The 18,535-nt window shown below is 66.3% G+C and carries 16 protein-coding genes; 10 read left to right on the top strand and 6 right to left on the bottom strand.

Going from position 1 to position 18,535, the window contains the following annotated elements:
* Positions 1-27: 27 nt before the first annotated feature.
* The 5 genes from NM2_RS34165 to NM2_RS34140 all read right to left on the bottom strand — a co-directional run bounded on the left by NM2_RS34165 (position 28) and on the right by NM2_RS34140 (position 5,413).
* Positions 28-819: a carbohydrate ABC transporter permease gene (locus tag NM2_RS34165; protein ID WP_084531850.1), complete on the bottom strand. Its 792-nt coding sequence runs from the start codon at positions 817-819 to the stop codon at positions 28-30.
* A 53-nt stretch (positions 820-872) separates the two neighbouring features.
* Positions 873-1,802 (bottom strand): carbohydrate ABC transporter permease, encoded by a 930-nt coding sequence (locus tag NM2_RS34160; protein ID WP_067677580.1) that lies wholly within the window; start codon positions 1,800-1,802, stop codon positions 873-875.
* 232 nt (positions 1,803-2,034) lie between these two features.
* Complete coding sequence (locus NM2_RS34155; protein ID WP_067677578.1) at positions 2,035-2,964, bottom strand: L,D-transpeptidase; 930 nt, start codon at positions 2,962-2,964, stop codon at positions 2,035-2,037.
* Between the two features lie 280 nt (positions 2,965-3,244).
* A complete protein-coding gene (locus NM2_RS34150; protein ID WP_369690350.1) occupies positions 3,245-4,642 on the bottom strand; it encodes a cytochrome P450 in 1,398 nt (465 codons plus the stop codon).
* A 222-nt stretch (positions 4,643-4,864) separates the two neighbouring features.
* Positions 4,865-5,413 carry a DUF6764 family protein gene (locus NM2_RS34140; protein ID WP_067677574.1) on the bottom strand — a complete coding sequence of 183 codons (549 nt, stop codon included), beginning with the start codon at positions 5,411-5,413 and terminating at the stop codon, positions 4,865-4,867.
* Between the two features lie 527 nt (positions 5,414-5,940).
* Between NM2_RS34140 and NM2_RS34135 the strand changes: the two genes are divergently transcribed.
* On the top strand, positions 5,941-7,416 hold the full coding sequence (locus tag NM2_RS34135) for an MFS transporter (RefSeq protein ID WP_067677642.1): 1,476 nt from the start codon (positions 5,941-5,943) through the stop codon (positions 7,414-7,416).
* A gap of 45 nt (positions 7,417-7,461) precedes the next feature.
* Here NM2_RS34135 and NM2_RS34130 read toward each other — a convergent pair whose 3' ends face one another.
* Positions 7,462-8,133 (bottom strand): chymotrypsin family serine protease, encoded by a 672-nt coding sequence (locus tag NM2_RS34130; RefSeq protein WP_067677572.1) that lies wholly within the window; start codon positions 8,131-8,133, stop codon positions 7,462-7,464.
* A gap of 583 nt (positions 8,134-8,716) precedes the next feature.
* Between NM2_RS34130 and NM2_RS34125 the strand changes: the two genes are divergently transcribed.
* From NM2_RS34125 to NM2_RS34085, 9 genes are all read left to right on the top strand, one after another.
* On the top strand, positions 8,717-9,535 hold the full coding sequence (locus NM2_RS34125) for an MlaE family ABC transporter permease (RefSeq protein WP_040829399.1): 819 nt from the start codon (positions 8,717-8,719) through the stop codon (positions 9,533-9,535).
* Positions 9,536-9,539: 4 nt separating this feature from the next.
* Positions 9,540-10,403 carry an ABC transporter permease gene (locus tag NM2_RS34120; RefSeq protein WP_067677569.1) on the top strand — a complete coding sequence of 288 codons (864 nt, stop codon included), beginning with the start codon at positions 9,540-9,542 and terminating at the stop codon, positions 10,401-10,403.
* A gap of 160 nt (positions 10,404-10,563) precedes the next feature.
* On the top strand, positions 10,564-12,060 hold the full coding sequence (locus NM2_RS34115) for an MlaD family protein (protein WP_067677565.1): 1,497 nt from the start codon (positions 10,564-10,566) through the stop codon (positions 12,058-12,060).
* Positions 12,057-13,085, top strand: coding sequence for an MCE family protein (locus NM2_RS34110; RefSeq protein ID WP_067677563.1), 1,029 nt, complete (start codon positions 12,057-12,059; stop codon positions 13,083-13,085). Before NM2_RS34115 ends, NM2_RS34110 begins: the two co-directional genes overlap by 4 nt.
* Positions 13,082-14,077 (top strand): MCE family protein, encoded by a 996-nt coding sequence (locus tag NM2_RS34105; protein ID WP_067677560.1) that lies wholly within the window; start codon positions 13,082-13,084, stop codon positions 14,075-14,077. The genes NM2_RS34110 and NM2_RS34105 overlap by 4 nt, the downstream gene beginning before the upstream one ends.
* Entirely contained in the window at positions 14,074-15,183 is a 1,110-nt protein-coding gene (locus NM2_RS34100; protein WP_067677558.1) for an MCE family protein, read from the top strand. Before NM2_RS34105 ends, NM2_RS34100 begins: the two co-directional genes overlap by 4 nt.
* Before the next feature lie 107 nt (positions 15,184-15,290).
* On the top strand, positions 15,291-16,361 hold the full coding sequence (locus NM2_RS34095) for an MCE family protein (protein WP_245718342.1): 1,071 nt from the start codon (positions 15,291-15,293) through the stop codon (positions 16,359-16,361).
* Complete coding sequence (locus NM2_RS34090) at positions 16,358-17,527, top strand: MlaD family protein (RefSeq protein WP_067677555.1); 1,170 nt, start codon at positions 16,358-16,360, stop codon at positions 17,525-17,527. The genes NM2_RS34095 and NM2_RS34090 overlap by 4 nt, the downstream gene beginning before the upstream one ends.
* 139 nt (positions 17,528-17,666) lie before the next feature.
* The gene (locus tag NM2_RS34085) at positions 17,667-18,512 is read left to right on the top strand and encodes a hypothetical protein (protein ID WP_067677552.1); all 846 of its coding nucleotides are present in this window, start codon (positions 17,667-17,669) and stop codon (positions 18,510-18,512) included.
* The last annotated feature ends 23 nt before the right edge of the window (positions 18,513-18,535 follow it).

The following is an 18,535-nucleotide window of genomic DNA, read 5'->3' as shown; positions in this document are numbered from 1 at the left end:
CTCCTTCTCGCCGAGGCACACTCGCGCTCAGCCTTTGATGGCACCGGAGGTCAGGCCCTTGATCATGTGCCGTTGCAGGACGAGGAACACCAGCAGGATCGGCACCATGGTCAGCAGGGTCCCGGCCATCACCGGACCCCAGTTGGTGACGCTGGGATTCTCGGTGTTCTGCAGCAGCGTCAGGCCGACCGGCAGGGTGGCCACTCGCGAATCGTCGGCCATCAGGAACGGCCACAGGTATTCGTTCCACTCGTTGACCAGCGTAACCACCGCGAAGGCGACCATGGTCGGCCCCGACATCGGCAGCACCACCCGGGTCAGCAGCGACCACCAGCCCGCGCCGTCCATTCGCGCGGCCTCGATCACCTCGGTGGGCAGCGACAGGAAGTGGTTGCGCATCAGGAAGGTGCCGAACGCGACGCCGCAGAGCGGAATGATGATGCCCTGGAAGGTATTCCGCCAGCCGATCTCGGCGATGATCGCGTAGTTGGAGATGACCGTGATCTGATTCGGCACCATCAGCGCGGCGATGATCACCAGGAACACCAGATTCTTGCCCGGGAACCGCAGGAACACCAGCCCGTACGCGCTGATGATGCCGAGCGCGAACTTCACCGCCGAGATGATCGCGGTGATGATCAGCGAATTGCGCAGGAACTGCCAGAACGGCAGCGTGGTCGTCGCCTCGCGGTAGTTCTCCGGATGCCAGCTGTGCGGCCAGTACACCGCGGGCGCGGTGTAGATGTCCGGGCGCGCCTTGAACGAAGTAATCAGGATCCAGAACAGCGGCACCCCGACGATGATCAGCACGCACACCATGGCGGCGTAGCCCAGCAGCGTGGCCGCCAGTTTGCGGCGCTGGTACGTGGCGTTCACGCCTCTCCCCGATCCATGACGCGGACCTGCACCAGCGTGATGATCAGCAGCACCACGAACATGATGGTGGCGACCGTCGCGCCGTACCCGGCCCGGAAGTTGCGGAAGGATTCCAGGTAGACCTGGTAGACCATGGTCGTGGTGCCGGTGCCCAGCGGCCCGCCGCGGGTCATCACGTTGATGATGTCGAACACCTGCAGCGAGTTGAGCATGACCGTGATCGACAGGAAGAACGTCGTCGGGCGCAACTGCGGCAACAGGATTCGGGTGAATCGGGTCCACGGGCCCGCGCCGTCGATCCGGGCGGCCTCCATCAGATCCGCCCTGGTCCCCTGTAGCGCCGCAAGATAGATGACGAAGCTGTAGCCCAGGTTCTTCCAGATGTAGGTCGCCGTCACCATGAACAGCGCCCAGTGCGAATTCTGATAGAAGTCCGGCACATTCGTCACGCCGAGCCGGTGCAGCACGTCCTGGATCAGGCCGAAGCTGGGATCGAAGATGAATTGGAACGCCACCCCGATGGCCGCGCCGGAGATCACGAACGGTGCGAAGATCACCGAGCGAACCACGTTGCGCCCGAACAGTTTCCGATCCAGCAATAGGGCCAGCGCCAAGCCCAGCAACATACTTCCGGCCACCGCGGCGACGGTGAAGATCACCGTATTGCCCACGATCTGCCAGGAATCGCCGCGGCCCCACCACTCCCGGTAGTTCTCGAACCCGATGTAGTGCGCCAGCGGATCGGCCAGATTCCAGTCGGTGAACGACAACCGGATGTCATCGATCAGCGGCCGATAGACGAACACCCCCAGCAGCACCAGATTCGGCACCACCAGAACCAGGAACAGCCCGTAGTCACCCCACGGCCGCCCCCGCAACCCCCGCCCCCGGGCCCGCGGCAATACGCGCTCGGGCCTGGCCCGCACCGCGCCGCCACGACGTCTGCCTGCGAGCACTCGGCCGATCCCGCCGGTGCCTCGCCGTACAGGCTCAGCGTCGGCGGCCTCCCCCTTGGGCAAAACGGACATGCGCCGAATCGTAAAGGCGCACACCCTCCTCGAGCAGCAAATCGACGATGAACATCAGGAGCAACTCTGCGGAACGAAATGTGGCCCCGGACATCGTCCGAGGCCACACATTCGGTGTGTTGTCGCTACATCAATTCCAGTCGCCCATGCCGTCGCTGTGGCTGGCGGCGCCGGTGGAGTTCTTCACGACGACCGGATCACCCTTCTGGGCGTTGTCGAAGAACCACGCGGCGTCGGCGGTGCTGACGTTCAGGCAGCCGTGGCTGGCGTCGGAGTTGCCCTGCTGGGCCACCGACCAGGGGGCGGCGTGCAGGAAGATGCCGTTGCCGGCCAGCCGGGTGGCGTATTCGACCTCGAGCTTGTAGCCCTCGGGCGAGGTGCTCGGCACGCCGAAAGTGGCCGAGTCCATGATCATCTTGCGGTTCTTCTCGCCCACGTAGTAGGTGCCGTTGGGCGTCTCGTGGCCCTTCTTGCCCATCGAGGTCGCCATGGTCTTGATGACCTTGCCGTTCTTGGTGATGGTGATCTGGTGGGTGGCGTCGTCGGCGGTGGTGATCACCTCGTCGCCGGTCTTGTACGCGACGCTGGTGCCACCGGCCTGGACGGTGATGCTGTCGTGGGCGGGCCAGAAGTTCTCCGGCCGCCAGCGCACCTGCTTGTTGCCGTACCAGTAGAAGTGGCCCTTCACCGGCGTCGAGGAGGTGATCCGGATGGCCTTCTCCGCCGCGGCGTGATCGGTGACCGGCGCCTTGAAGTTGACGAAGATCGGCTCGGCCACGCCGACCACGTCGCCGTCACCGGGACTCAGGCTGGGCGATGCGAAGTTGGCCTTGGGCAGCGCAGGCGGGTTCTCCGTGGGCGCCGCACCCGGTTCGGGCTGCGGGTTCTGCAACAGGGCGGGCGCGCCCGGCACATCGGGTCCGCCGGGCCACAGCGGCGCGGCGGCGGCGGGCGCCACGGCGAGCGCTCCGGCGGCGCTGATCGCCAGGGCTAGGACGCCGATCCGCGTGCCCCGTGTTGCCTTGTCCCGCGCGGGTTTCCGACAGGTGGTGGTGCGCAAAGCCGTACGTCCTCTCAGTCCTCTACTCACGCGCGAAGATGCGCGGAAGATCTCGCTCACGAAGCACAACGAGATGTGTGTCGTCCCCGGCCCGGCATTCATTACTACATTTCCGAACGGCTTCGGCCAATCGCTGATTCGTGGTTATGGACCCGTTCCGAGCGCAGTGTGATGTGTCACCGATATGGTGAAAAGGTCTGGTTCGCGGCGTAATCGCCGTTCGCGGGGGTCGCGGGACCGGCCCAACGAAGTACCCAGCAACAAGCGAAGCGATGCCACCTCACATCGCATTGTGATACGAATCACCTGAATGTCCTTGGTGGGACACCACATTGAAGGTAATCCCGGCGCGCGGTCCGGTTGCGATGTTGTGCGGTACGGACAGTGGGATCCGTCCCCGCGAATAGTGGCGCGTAAGTGCCAATTCGGTCCGCATGAGCAGTGTCGCGAGCACGATGCGCAATTCGAAGTCCGCGAGCGTGGATCCCACGCAGCGGCGGTGTCCGCCGCCGTACGGGGCGAATTCGGCGGGGCCGTAGCGGCGGTCCAGGAAACGTTCCGGGCGGAATCGCGCGGCATCCGGCCACACCCGCGGATCCGAATGCAGCAACGGCACCGCGACGCCCATGGTGTCCCCGGCGTCCATCGCGACGCCGCGCAGTGCGAACGGTCCGGTCAACCGCCGCAACACGATCGGCACGGGCGGATGCAGACGCAACGTCTCCTGGCACACCGCGTCCAGATACGGCAGCCGGGACAGTTCGAGGGGATCGGTGTCCGGGCCGGCATCGGCCAGTTCGGTGCGCAGCCGGGCCAGCGTCTCGGGATGCCGGTGCAGGCGATACAGCGCCCAGACCAGACTCGTCGCGGTCGTCTCGTGCCCGGCGACCAGCAGGGTGCGCAGCTGATCGCGCAGGTCGGCGTCGTCGATCGCGGACCCGTCCGCATAGCGCGTCGCGAGCAGCATGGACAGCACGTCGTTGTCCCGGGCGTCCGCGCCCGCCGTGCGGCGCGCGGCGATCTCGGCGTCGATCAGCTCGTCCAGCCGATCGCGTGCGACCAGGAACCGATCCCAGGGCGCATATCCGAACGCGCTGTGCCGCAAGGCCGGAAGCAACATCAGCGGCCCGCTGAACGCATTCAGGAATCGCACCACCGCGGCGGTGTATTCCACACGGCGAGAACCACTTCCGGTCCCGAAGAGCACCTCCAGAATCACCCGCAGCGTGATCGCCCGCGCCGCGATCCGCGCATCCACCCGGGTACCGGACAGCCACGCCGGTCCCGCCCCGAATCCATTCAGCTCGTCGTGTGTGGAATCACGAACAACGTTGGCGTAGTGGGCAATACGCGACCGATGGAAGGCCGGTGTCAACAGCGCGCGTCCCCGCCGATGCCGCTCGTCACGAGCCAGGATCAGCGACGCCGCCCCGACCAGCGGCTCGATCGGATTGGGCAGCGGCGGCGTCAGCAACTCCACCGGCGCTCGAAAGATCTCCCCGGCCCCCGCGGACGTCCCGGTGAACACCGCGCCCCCGAATCCGGGGAACCGCACCACGAACGGATCCCCGTCCCGCTCCCGCCGCCACCGGAAATACCGCTCGAAATCGACCCCCGCGGCCAGCGCATGCAACATCATCGGCCGCGGCCCCCGCAGCCCACCGTCGATAGAACTCACGGCACTCATATCAGGAATACGACATCGGACGCCATCCGGTTCGGTCTTCTCGCATTTCGCCCGCGGCCTCACCACGGCGGCGCGGTTCGAGTGTCGTTTCCCCGGTGTGATACGCCGGGTCGTGTGCCTCGGAAGCAGGTGGGACCGGAGCGAATCGGGCCACGGCTGCGGGCGTGACGCACTCGACGCCGGCGTACGTGGACCCCCGCGTCGCGGTGGCTGTCATCCGAGTCGGCCGGGGTCCGGCTTCGGCGTGCGGTCGGTAGGCGCGGCGGTGCGCCACAGACCCACGGGTGTGGCCAGGCAGCCCTTGCCGCTGCGCGAGTCCCAGGCCAGGGCGCCCGGGCCGAGGCAGGTGACCGTATGGGTATCCGAGATCACCTGTGCCAGTGAGCCGTTCACGGCGAAGCTCACGCCGGGGCCACCCGCGCCGCGAAGTGAGGTGAACGCATAGGACTGCGGACCCACGCCGACCGCGATCGGCATGCCTGCCGTCCCCACGCTCGCGCCGATCCCGCCGGACACTCCCAGCCCCAGCGCGATCGCCCCGCCGCCGGCTCGGGCGAAACCGACGCCGTCGTATCCGGCGGCGCGCGCGTGCCCGGAATCGTCGACCGCGGCCCGGCACCCGGTACCACCGGCGATCACCGTGATGTCCCGCTGCGCACCGTCGGAATCACATTGCACATGGGTTGCCGATGCATTGCCAGTGGAGCAGAGGTAAATGCCGACCGCGACGGCTGAAACTCCAACTATGCTGATCACCTTCACCGTTCGCTCCCTCCTGGCCTATCGCACACCATACCCAGAAGATTTGCTACGAGCGGGAATCGAGTACGTGAACGTTTTCCGCGCCCCGCCTGATCTCCGCTGCGTTCGCTCCGCCGTGCTCGCGCGAACCGGACCGTGGCACATCCCGGGATGACCGACCTGATCGGTCGAACCAACTCGCGCGGGTTCACCAGCCGTGCGGATCATGCCGAGTCCATCAGGTTCCACCGAACTGCTTCGGCTCGCCGGACCGGAAGAGCGATTGCCGGTACGGGTGCCGCTGCCGGGTCGTGCGCGTTGCGAGAGATGACCGCCTACCGGCCCGGATCCGCTGAGCGGATCGGTGGTGAGCCGTGCGTACCTGGTGAAACCGCGTGGGCGGCCGGACTCGGACCGTAGCCTGAACGCGTGTGCGGTGATTTGGATGTCGGCGTGATATCCGATGCGGTCCTGATCGAGTTCGCTGGTGAGCCATCGGCACGGTGCGCACCGCGCACTGCGGAGCCGAGCGTCGGCGAGGTGGCGTCATGAGCGGGACCGAACTGCCGCGGCTGCGATCGGGGACCGGGCGGTGGATTCTGGTGGCGACCGTGTTGGGGTCCGCGGTGGCCTCGCTGGATGCGACGGTGGTCAATATCGCGCTGCCGCGGATCGGGGATGCGTTGCACACCGGGGTGGCGGGACTGCAGTGGACGTTGAGCGGGTACACGCTGACGCTCGCGTCGTTCATCCTGCTCGGCGGGTCGCTGGGGGATCGGCTCGGGCGTCGCAAGGTACTCGTCTGGGGCACAGTCGGTTTCGCGGCCGCATCGGTGCTGTGCGGTGCGGCGGTGAATATCGAGATGCTGGTGGCCGCGCGCATCGCGCAGGGGGTGGCGGGTGCGCTGCTGACACCGGGCAGTCTGGCGCTGATCTCCTCCTCCATCGATGAGCGGGATCAGGGTGCGGCGATCGGGCTGTGGTCCGGGTTCGGCGGGATCGCGAGTGCGGCCGGTCCGTTCCTGGGCGGCTGGCTGATCGAGGTGGCCTCCTGGCGTTCGATATTCCTCATCAACGTGCCGCTGGCCGCGATCGTGGTCGCGGTGGCGATGAGACATGTGCCAGAGAGCCGGGATCCGGGCGCCTCGCGCCGCTCGGATGTGCCGGGTGCGCTGGTGGTCGCCCTGGCACTGGGCGCGTTGACCTTCGGACTGATCGAGAAGATGCCGCTGCTCGCGATCGCCGGGCTGGTGCTGCTGGCGGTGTTCGTGGTGATCGAGTTGCGCAGCGATCACCCGCTCGTCCCGCCGAAACTGTTCCGCTCCCGGGTGTTCACCGCGGCCAACCTCGTGACGTTGGCCGTCTACGCGGCCCTGGGCGGCGTGTTCTTCCTGCTGGTGCTGCAACTGCAGCAGGTCGCGCACTTCTCGCCGCTGGCCGCGGGCATCGCGACGTTGCCGCTCACCGTGCTCATGCTCATACTGTCCGCGCCCGCCGGTCGGTGGGCCCAGCGGCACGGTCCGCGCCTGCCGATGACGTTCGGACCGCTGCTGAGCGCGGTCGGACTCGTCCTGCTGCTGCGCATCGGCCCCGGCTCCGGACATGTCGCGGGCTATCTGCGCGATGTGCTGCCGGGCGTGATCGTGTTCGGCCTGGGTCTGTCCACGCTGGTCGCCCCGCTGACCGGGGCGGTGCTGGGCGCGGTGCCCTCCGCCGAAGCCGGCATCGCCTCGGGGGTGAACAACGCCGTCGCCCGCACCGCGCAATTGCTCGCGGTGGCCGCACTGCCCGGACTGGCCGGGATCTCCGGATCGGTCACCGACGCGGCCGCCATCGATCACGGATTCGGGGTGGCGATGTGGATCTGCGTGGGATTACTGCTGACCGGGGCGGTGATCGCCGCGGCCCTGCTGGGGCGACCGCGGGCGCGCCGGGAGCCCGGCCAGGTCGACTGCCTGCCGCAGTGCAGCATGAGCGGCCCTGCCGTACAGCCGAATCCACCCGGACACGCCGCGGGGCGGTAACCCATTCGGATCACCGCCCCGCGAGCGAAGGTTCTCTCGGAAGGATCAGATCGGGACGTATCCCGAGCCGGCGCCGCCGCGATGGTTGAGATTGTTCAGGATCGCGGTCATGTTCGTGCCGACCTCCGGGCCGAAGCACGCCACGGCCAGATAGGCGTTGACCATGCCCACCAGTTTGGTGCCGATGACGACCGGCGCGCCGGAATCGCCCTCCACCACGCACATCTGGCTCCAGGTCTCATCGGTCTGGAAGACGTCACCCCAGGCGATGCCGCAGGTGTTGCCGGTGGTCCGGCCCTCCTTGCAGACGATGTTGGGGAACTGGGCCGGTGCGCCGATTCCGGTGATCGTCACATTCCCGATGCGGTTGACCGGAGTGACCTTGCCCGGATCGAACTGGATGACCGCGTAGTCCAGGTCGTGGTTGGAGTAGACGAAGTGACCGATCACTCCGGCCCCGCGAGCCTGTTCGGCCCACACCTGCGCACCCTGCTCACCGCAGTGCCCGGCGGTCAGCCCGACCAGCCGCCCGGCCCGGTCGTGACCGATGGTCGTGAGGGTGCACTCGAACTGGTTGTCAATGATGATTCCGGAACCGCCGCCGATTACCGGCGCACCCCCGGCGGCTTGCGCGACCCCCACGCCCGTACCGAGCAGCGCCGCGCCGATGGCTACGGCGAAGGCGGTGCGCGCCGCCTTGGCGAGTGTGTTGAACATGTCCCTCCAGAGACTTCGGAAGTCCGCACGATATCAATCCATGTCGTACTACATCCTGTCAGCATCGGCGCGCCGACGCGTCCTGTCTGACTTGCGAGTTTGCCGGTCAGATGCCGATGAACATAGCGTGACGGCGTAGTTGCCAATACCACGGCGGCAGGTGATGACCGGCGAGTCGCCGATGCGACACGGAAGTGATAGCCCCGGGATCGGCGCGCCCGAGCGTTACGCTCGTCCCGCGCCGGAAAAATCCGATTGGTTTTGAATAAACGCAATCCGGGGTATTCAGCCGGACTGTGGAGCAAAGTTGGACGACCGTTCAAGAACGCCGAACGTGTTCTAGAAAGCAATCAGGCTTTTTGTGGGATTTACCAACCGGTTGTCGCCCCTCACAGCCGTTTACCGGCTGTGATCCGGCTCAATGACTGCAGTCACAGATGGTGGTGTGTTTTTCCTAACTCCGTAGTAAGGTTCCTCGAGCAAACAGTCGTCGGGGCGTGTAACCGACGTCGAGAGGGGTTAGCCAGTGCAGTTCACCACCGACCGTCCGGGCGGGTCGCAGGACGTACGCCCAGCGTCACGAATGAGTGGTGCGCTCGACTGGGGCCGGGGGTATTGGCAGGATCATCCGAAACGGTCGATCGAGACCTTCGGCCGCCAGATCACGATGGGTATCGAAGCCGTCGGTGAGCTGTTCGTCAGCATCTTCCGCGGACGCTTCCCATTTGCGGAATTCGTCCGGCAATGCGCGTTCATGGCCAGTGTCGCCGCGGCCCCCACGCTGCTTGTCGCCATCCCCATCGGCGTCATCGTCTCGATTCAGGTCGGTTCGGTCGCGCAGCAGGTCGGCGCGACCTCGTTCATCGGCGCGGCGAACGGCCTGGGCATCATCCAGCAGGGTGCGCCGCTGGTCACCTCGCTGATGATCGCCGGTGCGGTCGGTTCGGCCGTGTGCGCCGACCTCGGCTCGCGCACCATCCGCGAGGAGATCGACGCCATGAAGGTGATGGGCGTCGACCCGTTGCGGCGCTTGGTCGCCCCCCGATTGGGCGCCGCTATGTTAGTCTCCGTTCTGCTGTGTGGCTTCGTGGTTTTCGTCGGCTTCCTGACCGGCTACGTGTTCAACATCTTCGCGCAGAGCGGTACGCCGGGTTCCTACATCGGCACGTTCGCGTCCTTCGCGGTGACCACGGACCTGCTCGTCGCCCTGGTGAAGTCGTTGATCTTCGGACTGCTCGCGGCGATCATCGCCTGCGATGCCGGTCTCACCACCCGCGGCGGCCCGGGTGGCGTCGCCAACTCGGTGAACACGGCCGTGGTGCTCTCGGCGGTGATGCTGTTCGGCGTCAACCTGATCATCACGCAGATTTACAACACCCTTTTCCCCGCACAGATGGTCTGAGTCGGTGTCGTCAACTTATGTCCCGCCGCTACTGCGGCCACTCGAGCGCATCAAGGCATCCGCGGGCGCACCCCGCGACTGGCTCGCGCGCATCGGCCATCAGGTCTTCTTCTTCCTGCGGTCGATCGGTTCGTTTCCGCTGGCGTTCAAGCACTATCCGAAGGAAATCTGGCGGCTGCTCTCGGACGTCACCTGGGGTAACGGCAGCCTGATCGTCGGTGGCGGAACCATCGGCGTGGTGCTGATCCTGAGCGCGTTCGGTGGTATGACCGTCGGCATCCAGGGCTACACCTCGCTGAACCTGCTGGGCCTGAGCCCGATCACCGGCGCGATCTCGGCCTTCGCCACGACCCGCGAGCTCGGCCCGATGCTGGCCACGGTCGCCTTCGCCGCGCAGGCCGGTTGCCGGTTCACCGCACAGCTCGGCTCGATGCGCATCGCGGAGGAGATCGACGCGCTCGAATCCCAGGCCATCCGGCCGCTGCCGTATCTGGTCAGCACCCGGATGATCGCGGCGATGATCGCGATCGTCCCGCTGTACTGCCTCGCGCTGCCGTTCGCCTACCTGACCTGCGCGTGGACCGTCGGACTGTACGGCGGCACCGCGAGCGGCACCTTCCAGCACTACTTCTACCAATTCCTGGTCCCGCACGACGTGCTGTGGTCGCTGCTGAAGGCGATCGTCTTCGTCGCGATCACCACCTTCATCCAGTGCTACTACGGGTTCTTCGCCTCCGGCGGCCCCGAGGGCGTCGGTGTCGCGGCCGGCCGGGCGATCAAGTACTGCATCATCGCGGTCGTCTTCGCCGACCTGTTCATCACGCTGGCGGTCTGGGGAGTCAACCCCGGCATCAGGATCTCCGGATGAACGGGTCAGGGCCGGAGGCGGCAGCGGAGCGTAACCACGCAGGCCCCCCGTTCATCCGCATCGGACACCGGATGAACGGGTCAGGGCCGGAGGCGGCAGCGGAGCGTAACCACGCAGGCCCCCCGTTCATCCGCATCAGACACAGAATAGGGGTCCGTTCTTGATCATCGATCCGAGTGGCCGCGGACCGACCATGCGGCAACTGCTGGTCGCGGGTGCGTCCGGACTGGTCGTCTTCGCGCTGATCCTGGGTTTCCTGATGGCCCGGTACAAGGGCTACATCCTGCATCCCAAGGTTGACGTCACCGCCGATCTGAGCACCACCGGCGACGGCCTGCCCGACAACGCCGACGTCAAGTTCCGCGGCATCCTGGTCGGTTCGGTCAAGAACGTCGCGGTCGCGGAAAAGGGTGCGCAGCAACAGGTTCACATCGAGATGAAGCCGGACTTCGTCGGCAACATCCCCGCCAATGTGACCGCGCGCGTCGTACCGAGCAACCTGTTCGCGGTGACCTCGGTCGAACTGGTCTACAACGGTCCGGCGAAGGCTCATCTGCGCGCGGGCTCCACCATCGCCGAGGACCACAGCCAGGGCACCATCGCCCTGCAGGACACCCTGACCACCGTGCGCACCATCCTGGACAAGATCGACCCGGTGCAGCTGGGCCGGGTGCTCAGCACACTGTCCTACGGACTCGAAAGTGGTAGCCGCGTACCGGGTTCCACGGTCGAGCGGCTGGACAACGTGCTCACCCAACTGCGCAAGGCCGTGCCGGACCCTGATCAGACGCTGGCGAACCTCTCCGCCTCGATGCACGCGCTGAACCAGTCCGCCCCCGAATTGATGGGCACCCTGGCCGAGTCGGTGAAGACCGCGAAGACCATCTCCGACAAGCGTTCCGCGGTCGCCGGTCTGATCACCGGAACCGAGAGCACCGTGGACAAGGTCAACGCGCTGTTCGCCGCCAACGGCGACGCCGGTAAGCGCCTGACCGTCGGCACCGGCGATCTGTTCGGCGCGCTGACCAACCAGCCGGACGCGCTGCCGATCGCCATCGCGAATCTGAACTCCTCGATTCGCCAGCTGGGCACCACATTCCACTGGGGTCCGCAGAAGCAGATGGTCTGGAACATGGGTCTGACCTTCACTCCGTACAAGCCGTACGACCGCAGCGACTGCCCGCGGTACGGCGCCATGGCCGGACCGAGTTGCGGTACCGCGCCGGCGGTTTCGGATCCGGGCACGCTGCCCAGCGCGCTGCGGCCGCGGGCGCTGGATTCGGCGAAGGGGCTGCCCAAGCTGCCCGCGATTCCGGGCCTGCCCGCGATTCCCGGGTACACCGCGCAGGCCGCGGCCCCGCAGAAGAACTCGCCGGACGCGGCGAACCCGTTCGCGGGGAACCCGCTGCAAAACCTTTTCCCACAAGGCATTCCGGGCCTGCCTGCTCCGGCCGCGACCCCGCCGAACAAACCCGCATCGGCACAGCTGCCGACCACACCGTCCGCGGCTCCCATCGCGGGGACGGTCGAGTACACCGGTGATGCCGCCATCACCGCACTGCTGGGCCACCGCCCGACCGTCGCCGAATACGTGCTGCTGAGCTCGATCCTGAGGGGTGGAACCTTGCAAGTGACCGAAAACGGTGCAGGCCGATGAGCATTCGTAAACCCCTGATCGGCTTCGGCGTCTTCGCGATCGTCTCGATTCTGGTGACCGTGCTCATCTGGAATACGCTGGCGCGCAGCGTGAGTGGGTCCACCACCAGCTACTCGGCCACCTTCAGCGACGTGCTCGGGCTGCGGCCCGGCGACGACGTCCGGATGGCCGGTGTGCGCGTGGGCAAGGTCGAGAAGATCGACCTGGACAAACAGCATCACGCCGTCGTCACGTTCATCGTGCAGAGCGATCAGACCCTGTACGGCACCACCAAAGCCCTTGTCCGCTACCAGAACCTGATCGGCCAGCGGTACGTCGCGCTCGCGCCCGGCACCAAGGGCGTCGCGGCTCCGCTGCACAACGGCGGCTCGATTCCGCTGGGCCAGACCGAACCGTCCTTCGACATCTCCGGACTGCTCAACGGTTTCCAGCCGCTGTTCCAGACCTTGCAGCCCGCCCAGGTGAACGAGCTGTCCACCACCTTCATCCAGGCGCTGCAGGGTGACGGAGTCTCGTTGAGCGCGTTCATCACTCAGGCCGCGGCACTCGCGGGTGACTTTCAGCGCCGCGACGCCATCCTGTCCGACGTGATCACCAACCTCTCCGGCGTCATGGCGGGGCTGGCGAAACGAGGTGACGAATTGGAGACGCTGGTGACCCAGACCCGCGCGTTGATCGGCGGGCTGTATCAACAGGGCCAGTCCCTGCAGTCCTCGACGGTCAAGATCGCCGACGCCACCTCGGCGATGGTGCAGATGATCGGCGGCGTGCAGCCCAAGATCGCGGCCGCGCAGAACGCCAGCACCAGCGCGCTGACCATGCTGATCGGCAACGGGTCCAAACTCGACCAGGCGGCGATCGACCTGCCGAACGTCCTGTCCGACCTCGGTAAGTTCACCCAGGACGGCGCATACGCCAGTGCCTATGTGTGCAGCCTGGACGTCTCGCTCTACGGCGTGCTGCTGCCGCGCGGCCTGCTCACCCAGATCGGCGGCAACTCCCATTCGGCGGTGTGCCGCTCATGACGAAGATCAGGGAACGCTTCAACTCGAACCGCTACTTCTGGCTGGGCATCATCGGCGCGGCACTGGTGGTGCTGCTGCTGGTGGTCTCGTCGAGCTTCGGCAAGCTGGGCGTCGGCAAGCAGGAGATAAAGGCCGAATTCGCGCAGACCGCCGGTCTGAAGAACGGCGACAAGGTCGACGTGGCCGGTGTGCCGGTGGGCACGGTCTCGGGCGAGAAGATCGAGGGCGACCACGTCCTGATCACGTTGCAGGTCAACGGCGATCTGGACCTGGGCGCGGATGCCAAGGCCGCGATCAAGATGGCGACGCTGCTGGGCGCTCGGTACGTCAGCCTGGATCCGGGCGAGGGCTCGGGCCTCGAGGGCGGCCGGATCACCAAGAGCCACACCACCGTTCCGTACGACCTGGCCGATGTGATCCAGATCGGCACACCGAAATTCGAGGCTCTGGACACCCAGAAGCTGACCCAGACCTTCAAGGTCCTGGGCGACCAGATCGACGGCTCCCCGCAGCTGACCGCGCAGGCGCTGGACAGCGTCGGCGCGCTGGCCAAGACCATCAACGACCGCAAGGATCAGGTCGACGGCCTGCTGAAGAATCTGGACCGGGTCACCAAGATCCTCGGCGACAACCGCAACAGCGTGCTGCTGGTGATCACCCAGGGCGAGGCGATCGCCAACCGGGTGATGGAACGTCAGCAGTTGCTGCGTCAGCTGCTGGACAACGTCGCCTCGCTGACCAAGCAGTTGCAGCAGATCGGCGCGGAGAACAACAACCAGATCGGCCCGACCATCGACCAGCTCGACACGATGGCCGCGGGCCTGCAGAAGAACAAGGACAACCTCGACCGGATGCTCCAGCTCATGCCGCCGTCGTTGCGGCAGTTGAACAATGCGTTCGGTAACGGCCCGTACGGCGAGGTCGGCCTGCCGTGGCTGTTCCCGGACAACTGGTTGTGCTTCGCCCGAGTGATCGAGGGGTGCCAGGGATGAGACCGACCGCACGCGCGATCGCCCGGATCGCGAAGGGGCTCGGCATCGGCGCCGTGGCCGTCGCGGTGGGCAGTTGTTCGGCGATGCCGCTCTCGGTGCAGGACACGGTCGGGGCGAGTACGCACATCACCGCCGACTTCCGCAATATCGCGGGCATGTTCGTGGGCAATCCGATCACCGTGCTCGGCCTCGAGGTCGGCAAGGTGGACAAGATCGTCCCGCACAGCCAGTACGCCGAGGTCCACATGACCATCGACAGCGATGTGAAGATCCCGAAGAACGTGACCGCGGCGCTGATCTCGCCGTCCATCGTGACCGATCGGCACATCGAGCTGACCCCGGTGTACACCGGCGGGGCGACCCTGCCGGACGATTCCCATCTGACCATCGAGTCCACCCGCACGCCGGTCGAACTGGACACGCTGATCAAGACCATCGACCAGTTCACCGAGTCGCTGAAGCCCGCGCCCGGCGGTGACGGCAAATCGGGTCCGCTGGACGGCACGCTGCTCTACGACATGGTCGACGGCCAGGGCGAGAAGATCCGCGACACCCTCAACGCCCTGTCCGGCGCGTTGAAGGTCGGCGTCAACAACAAGGACGCGATCTCCGAGATCATCATCAAGCTCAACGAGCTGACCTCGATGCTGGCCGACAACGACAAGTCGGTGCGGGAGTTCAGCAACAAGGTCACGCAGATGTCCTCGCTGCTGGCCCAGCAGGCTCCGGGCTTGCAGGCGACGTTGGATCAGCTCAACGCGTTCCTGTCCAACACCAGCGGCACCTTCGGCAAGTACCAGAATCAGCTGGCCTCCAGCCTGACCGGGCTGACCAATGTGACGAATCAGTTGCGCGCCAACGCCGCAGGGCTGGTCGAGGTGGTCGACGTCGCGCCGATGCTGTTGCAGAACCTGGACCGCTCGATGGACCGCAACCGCCGCTTCGTGCGGCTGCACGCCCTGATCGGCACCGCGCTCAGCGGTGAGGTCATCAGCCTGTTCTGCGAGAAGATCCAGATGCGTGCGGACGGCTGCCGGACCGGCAAGGTGCAGGACCTCGGTCCCGACTTCGGATTGACCGCGGCAATGTTGGGATTGACGAAATGATCCGACTGATGCGAAAAAGGCCCGGCAGTGCTCACGTCAGGCCCGGAGGCGGCAGCTTGCGTAACCACGTAGGGCCCGGGAGCACTGCCAGACGACTCAGTCGCACTGTGATTGCCGCTACCGCGGCATCGGCGGTGCTGGTCCTGGCCTCGGGATGCGGGCTGACGGTGGAGTCGCTGCCGCTGCCCAAACCCGGCACCCAGGGTGATACCTACACCGTGCACGCGGTCTTCGCCAACGCCCTGAACCTGCCCGATCAGGCGAAGGTGAAGATCGGCGGTTCGGACATCGGCACGGTCTCGCACATCACCACCAAGAACTTCCAGGCCGTGGTCGACCTGACCATCCGCAAGGACATCGACCTGCCCAAGGACACCACCGCCGAACTGCGCCAGGCCACTCCGCTCGGCGATGTGTTCGTAGCGATGAGCAGGCCGAAGGATGCGGCGAGCCAGCCCCCGCTGAGCGGCGGCGACACCATCGGCATCGATCACACCTCGGCCGGTGCGACCGTCGAGGAACTGCTGCTGTCGGTGTCGATGCTGTTCAACGGCGGCGGTATCGCGGCACTGACCAAACTGACCGGCGAACTGGATTCGGTGGTGGGCGGCCGGCCTCAGCAACTGGCCGATCTGCTGAAGCAGATGACCAGCGTGACCACGACGCTGCACGCCGACAGCGCGCGAATCGACGGTGTGCTCAAGGGATTCGACACACTGGCCAATACGATCCAGGAACATCACGATCAGCTCGGCCAGGTCGCGAACACGCTGCCCTCGATGATCGGCACCATCGCCGAGAACAACAAGGCGCTCGGCGATCTGCTGAACAAGATCTCCACCACCAGCGCCGCGCTCGGTGAGTACGCCAACACCACCTCGGACCAGTTGTCCAGCCTGTTGGACAATCTGCGCAAGCTGATGTCGGCACTGTCCCAGTCGCAGAAGTCCTTCGGCCCGATGCTCGACGCGCTGCATCAGGTGCGGCCCGGTGTGGACGCCTCGTTCAAGGGCAACAGCCTGGCCGTCGCGGCGACCGTCACCAACCTCGACGTCGGTCTGATCACCGATCCGGCGCACAGCAAATTCTGGGATCTGCGCGACGCCCAGGACTTCACCGGCAGCCTGATCCAGGTGCTGCAGGTCGTGCAGGGCCGGTTGCAAGGAGGGCACCGATGAGCTGGGTGCGGCGGCACAAGATGCTGGTGTCGAACGTCGCGCTGGTGATCGCCCTGGTGATCGGCGCGTCGTATCTGCTGGTGAGCGTGGCTCGGGTGAATCCGCTGCAGAGCACGTACGCGGTCACCGTCGATCTGGATCAGTCGGGTGGACTGCAGCCCGGCAACGACGTCACCCTGCGCGGCTACCGGATCGGCAAGGTGCAGGACATCACCCTGACCGATGCGGGCGATGCGATCCGGGCCGATGTCGCGATCGACTCCCGCTACAAGATCCCCTCGGATACCGAGGTCGCGGTGCAGGCCCTGTCCGGCGCGGGTGAGCAGTACATCGACTTCCGCCCGAAGACCGACCAGGCCCCGTACCTGTCCAATGGTTCGGTGGTCAAGTACGACGCGAACAAGATCCACACGCCGACTCCGGTGTGGGCGGTGCTGGACAATTCCAGCGCCTTCTTCCATCAGATCGACCCGGCCCGGCTCAGCACCATCCTGAAGGAGATGGACACCGCGCTGAGCGGCGGCCCCGATCAGCTGCGCAGCATGATCGATGCGCTGAGCCTGGTCACCGCGGGCCTGGACAATCTGCTGCCGCAGACCACCAACCTGCTGGCGAATCTGCGCACGATCGCGGCGACCACGTCGCAGGCCCAGCCGGATCTGGGCACGCTGACCGACAACTCGTCCACGCTGTTCAAGCAGTTCAACAATGCCAACGACGAGTTGACCAAGATCCTGGACAAGGCCCCGGGCCAGATGCGGGAACTGGGTGCGGTGCTGGACAAGACCGCGGATCCGATCACCAAGCTGGCGACCAACTTCTCGGCCATCACCAAGGCCGCCGAGCTGCGCCTGCCCGCGTTGCGCGCGTTGTTCCCGGCGCTGGTCACCGGCAGTTCCGCGATCGGCGTCCCGGCGCACGACGGCGAGTTCTATACCATCGTGGACATCTGGCCGCGGCCGTACTGCGCGTACAGTCATCCGTTGAGCGCCCCCTGGAGGGTGGGCGACGGTACGGTCAACAAGTACAACTACTGCACCAACCCCCCGCCGGATCAGCAGATTCGTGGTTCGGCGAATGCTCCTCGGCCCGCCATCCCGAACAACGGTGCGCAGATGCCCGCGGGAGTCGATCCGAATGCCCGGACCTTGCCCCCGGTGCGGTGAGTGGTCATCTCGGTGCGGCGGAGATCCCGTCGGCGAGTGCCTACACTCGGCGGGTGTTCCGCGTGGTCCGGGCTTGTAGCCTGGCCCGATCCGGCAATACGGTGCGCGCCCGCGCACCGGGAAAGTGACAGATTCATTCATGTCCGATGACGACGCCGCCACCGAGAAGACCAACGGAGAGGCGCAGGAGTCCGACGCGACGGACAAGACCGTCGAGCAGGACACGCCCGCGAAGGACGAGCCAGCCAAGGATTCCGATACCGAGGCATCCGCCGCGAAGGAATCCGCGGTGGCCGACGGCGGGGATGCGAAGAGCGACGCCGACGAGACGGTGAAGCTGTCGGCCGAGAAGAAGACCCCGAAGGCCGCGGCGACTCCCCCGGCGCAGGACGCCGCCGCCGAGCGCAAGGGCAACAACTGGGTGCCGATGGTGGCCGCGTTCGCCGCGGGCGTCGTGGTGGTCGCCGCTGCCGCCGCGGTGGTCGTGTTCTGGAAGCAGGCCGGCGATCGGGGTGACGAGCTCGACGCGCGCAATTCCGCGGTGGCCGCGGCCTGCGACTTCGGTCATCAGGTCGGCACCTACGACGCCAAGAATTTCGACGACTACATCACGCGGGTCAAGGAGCGTTCCTCCGGCGACTGGCTGACCCAGTTCGACGGCGCTTCGAGCGCGCTCAAGCAGATCACCCAGCAGGCGCAGGCCCGCTCGACCGTCGGCGAGATCCACTGCGCCTACGAGTCCGGCGACTCGAACAAGGCGTCGGTGGTCATGCTGATCACACAGAACCAGTCGAAGGCCGCGACCCCGCAGCCGCAGCCGCTGACCATCGGTGTGGTGGCCTCGCTGGAGAAGCAGAACGGCAAGTGGATGGTCGACAACTTCCAGTCGCCGATGACCAACGATCTGCAGGCCGGTAACGCGCAGGCTCCGGGTGCGGACACCCAGCAGCAGGCGCCGAACGGCGGTGCCCAGCCGGGCAACTGAGTTCATCGCGGAACGCCTGACGG

Origin of the sequence: Nocardia miyunensis NBRC 108239 (genome assembly GCF_001613065.1) — a bacterium.
GTDB lineage: Bacteria > Actinomycetota > Actinomycetes > Mycobacteriales > Mycobacteriaceae > Nocardia > Nocardia miyunensis.
The sequence above is the reverse complement of the archived record's forward strand: the minus strand, read 5'-3'. Positions and strand labels throughout refer to the sequence as shown.